Below are 3365 nucleotides of genomic sequence, written 5' to 3'. Positions count from 1 at the left end.
GCCGGCGTCGGCGGCCCGGGCGAACCGGGCGGCGTCGACGCCGTTGCCGATCACCGTCGCCTCCCGGCCCCAGCCGGCGCGCACCTCCGCGGCGACGGCGCGGGAGACGCACACCAGCGCGGCCGGGTGCACCAGCGCGCGTTCGTGGCAGGCGGCCAGCTCGGGGGTGCTGAACTCGTCGAGGTGGTGCACGGTGCGCAGCAGCGAGCCGTAGCCGTGCGCGCGGCCCTCGGCGTTGGCGGACAGACAGTCCTGGGCGTGCCGCACGTCGACCGCGGGGGCGTCGGCCAGCCCGGCGGCCAGCAGGTCGATCGAGCGGAGGATGCGGGCGCCGACCGTCTCGCCGTCGATCTCCGGAACCGGGACCAGATGCACCGCGACGCGGGGGTCGACGGCCCGGAAGAAGCCGGTGTCCCCGCCCCGGGCCAGGGAGAACACCGCGACCTCGTGCCCGGCGGCGGCGAGTGCCTCGGCCAGCGCGAGGGTGTGCACGACCCCGCCGCGCGGCTTGGTGGAGTAGGTGGACAGCCGTATCCGCACCGCTCAGCCCCGGTACAGGTCGGGTCGGCGTTCCTTGAGGTGGTGTAGCACCGCGCGGGCGGAGGCGATCATCTCGTCGGGCTCGACGTCGGTGACGGCGAGCCCGCCCTTGGACCACGTGCGGGCCAGGATGTCCCCGCCCGGCCCGACGACCTTGGCCCGGCCCAGGAAGTGCAGGGAGCCGTTGCGCCCGCTCTGGTTCGCCGAGATCAGCAGCACCTGGTTCTCGGCGGCGCGGGACTGGTCGTAGAGGTCGAACAGCCGGGCCTGGCGGTCCTGCGCCATCCGGGGCGCCCGGTTGGTCAGCGAGGTCGGCCACGCGGACAGGCAGGCCAGCAGCTGTGCGCCGTCGAGCGCGAGCGAGCGGGCCGACTCGGGGAAGGTCTTGTCGTGGTCGATGAGCATCCCCATCCGCCCGGCGGGGGTGTCGAACGCGGTGAACCCGTCCCCGGCGGCGAACAGCCCGGCGACACCCGCGGGCTGGTGCACCTTGCGGTGCCTGCCGAGCACACCGTCCCCGGTCAGGCAGACCGCGGAGTTCCACCGCACGCCCGGCTCGGGGCCGGCCTCGCAGAACCCGACGCACACCACCATCTCCCGGGCGAGCGCGGCGACCGCGCGCACCTCGGGGCCGTCCGGGTCGAGCTCGGGCGGCAGCACCGCGCCGTCGTCCGGGTCGGCGGGATCGGGGCTGCGCAGGTCGTGCACGTAGCCGCCGAGCGCGCCGTCGGGCAGCACCAGCACGCGCACGCCCTGCTCCCGGGCGTGCGCGACGATCACACCGATCCGCTCCAGGTCGAACGCGACGTCGCGGGTGAAGTTCGCGGCCGCCGCGGCGACGCGCACCTCACACCCCCGCGTGGACCGGGCCCGGCCCGTAGGCCGCCGGACGGCGGTCACGCAGGTGCCCCATCACGCGGCGGGCCGCGTCCACCTCCGCGTCCACGTCGACGGTCGCGACGGCGAGTCCGGCCTCGCTGCCGGTCGTCGCCAGCACCTCGCCCCCCGGGTCGACGATCTTGGCGCTCGCCACCAGCTGCATGTCGCCGAACGTACCGGCCTGGTTGGCCGAGACCCAGACGAACTGGTTCTCCAGTGCCCGGGAACGGTCGTGCAGGTCGAAGCGACGGGCCCACCGGTCCTCGGCGAGGACCGGGGCACGGTTGGTCCGCGACGCCGGCCACGCGGACAGGCACAGCACGGTCCGGGCGCCGTCGTCGGCCAGTGCACGGGCCGCCTCGGGGAACGCCTTGTCGTAGCAGATCATCATGCCGGTGCGGCCGTACGGCGTGTCGAACGCGGCGAACCGGTCGCCCGCGGCGTAGCTGGAGTTCTCGTTGATCGGCTGGTGCACCTTGCGGTGGTGGCCGAGCACCCCGTCCCCGGTGACGGCGACACAGGAGTTGTAGGGCCGCCCGCCGGACGCGTCGTCCCCGGTCTCGCAGTACCCGGCCGCGACGACCATGTCCCCGGCCAGCGCGACCAGCCGCCGGACCTCCGGCCCGTCCGGGTCCAGCTGCGGCGGGCGGTCGGCGGGGGTGCCGGGCACGTCGTGCAGCGACGACAGGTACCCGCCCATCGCCGCCTCGGGCAGCGCGAGCACCTGCACCCCGGCCGCGCGGGCCCGGTCGATCGTGGCGGCGATCCGGGCGAAGTCCTCGTCGAGGTCGCGGACGAAGCCCTGCGCGGCGGCGCCGAACGTCGTGGGCGTCATCGAATCTCCTCGGGGTGGTGGGCGGGGGCGCCGGCGCGGCCCATGCCGGTGACACCCGCGGTGACGGCCTCGGTCTGCTCGCCGTCGGGCCAGCGCAGCCGGACCCCGGCACCGGGGACGAGCTCGCCGCACTCGGCGGAGACCGCGGGGCCCGCGTCGGGGGCGGGTGCGCCGGGGTCGTCCGCGGTGAGCAGGCCGAACCCGGGGAAGCAGGTGAACCAGTCGCCCGCGGTGGCGCCGTCCGGCCGGGGGACGGCGGCGACGTCGAGGACGGCGCCGACGCCGGAGGCCTCGGCGAGCATGCCGAGGGTGCCGGCGAGCCCGGCCATCGACACGTCCTTCGCCGCGGCGGGGCGGTGCGGTGCGTCCGGACCGATGGCGCCGACGGTCGCGGTCAGCTCGGCGCGGGTGCGCGAGGTCGTCGAGTCCCACTGACGTCCGGTGTAGCCGGGACGCCAGCCGCCGCCGAGATCGGTGGTGAGCCGGACCCGGTGCCCGGCGCGGCCGCCACCGGCAGGGACGGGACGGTCGGTGCGTCCGAGCGCGGTCAGCGACAGCGCCGCGGGCACGTCGAGCTGGGTGTGCCCGCCGAGCAGCGGGACACCGTAGGCGTCGGCCGCAGCGCGTACCCCGCTCAGCACGCGGTGGGCGAACGAGGCGTCCCGGGCGCCGACGGCGTCGAGCAGCCCGACCGGGGCGGCACCCATCGCCGCGAGGTCGTTGACGTTGACCAGCACCCCGGCCCAGCCCGCCCACTCCGGGTCGCGCTCGACCATCGCCGGCACGATCGCGTCGCAGCAGGCCACGACGTCGGTGCCCGGGACGGGGGCGCCGTCGTCGCCGACGAACCCGGCCGGGCCGAGGCCACCGACCAGCGCACCCAGCGGTGCCTTGGTGGCGACGACGAGGTCCTGGACGCGGGTCACCGGCCACCGCATCGTGACGTGCGGGGCCCCGGCGACCTCGCAGTCGCGGACCCGGGTCCAGCCGAGCCGGTCGAACAGGACCGCGCCCGCGGCCTGGACGTCGGCGTCGAAGCGCAGGACGCCGGCGGCCTCGGCGCGCGCGCAGGCGGCGCGGACCAGTGCCGCCCCGACGCGGACCCCGGTGC

Annotated in this window: 4 protein-coding genes; all 4 read right to left on the bottom strand. The window is 76.6% G+C overall.

Annotated elements, in window-relative coordinates; genetic code table 11:
- Window positions 1-540 (bottom strand): glycosyltransferase (locus tag GTW08_RS07545; protein WP_161151658.1); only part of this gene is annotated, 540 nt, incomplete at its 3' end.
- A 3-nt stretch (window positions 541-543) separates the two neighbouring features.
- A complete protein-coding gene (locus GTW08_RS07540) occupies window positions 544-1386 on the bottom strand; it encodes a carbon-nitrogen hydrolase family protein (RefSeq protein WP_073574377.1) in 843 nt (280 codons plus the stop codon).
- A gap of 1 nt (window position 1387) precedes the next feature.
- On the bottom strand, window positions 1388-2254 hold the full coding sequence (locus GTW08_RS07535; RefSeq protein ID WP_073574376.1) for a carbon-nitrogen hydrolase family protein: 867 nt from the start codon (window positions 2252-2254) through the stop codon (window positions 1388-1390).
- Window positions 2251-3365, bottom strand: a 1115-nt coding sequence (locus tag GTW08_RS07530) for an MSMEG_0567/sll0787 family protein (RefSeq protein ID WP_161151657.1), incomplete at its 5' end; no start/stop codon positions are given. The genes GTW08_RS07535 and GTW08_RS07530, both read right to left, overlap by 4 nt.

Origin of the sequence: Pseudonocardia sp. SID8383 (assembly GCF_009864975.1) — a bacterium.
In the GTDB taxonomy this organism is placed as follows: domain Bacteria; phylum Actinomycetota; class Actinomycetes; order Mycobacteriales; family Pseudonocardiaceae; genus Pseudonocardia; species Pseudonocardia alni.
Note: the sequence above shows the minus strand (reverse complement) of the source record. Positions and strands in the feature narration are given on the sequence as shown.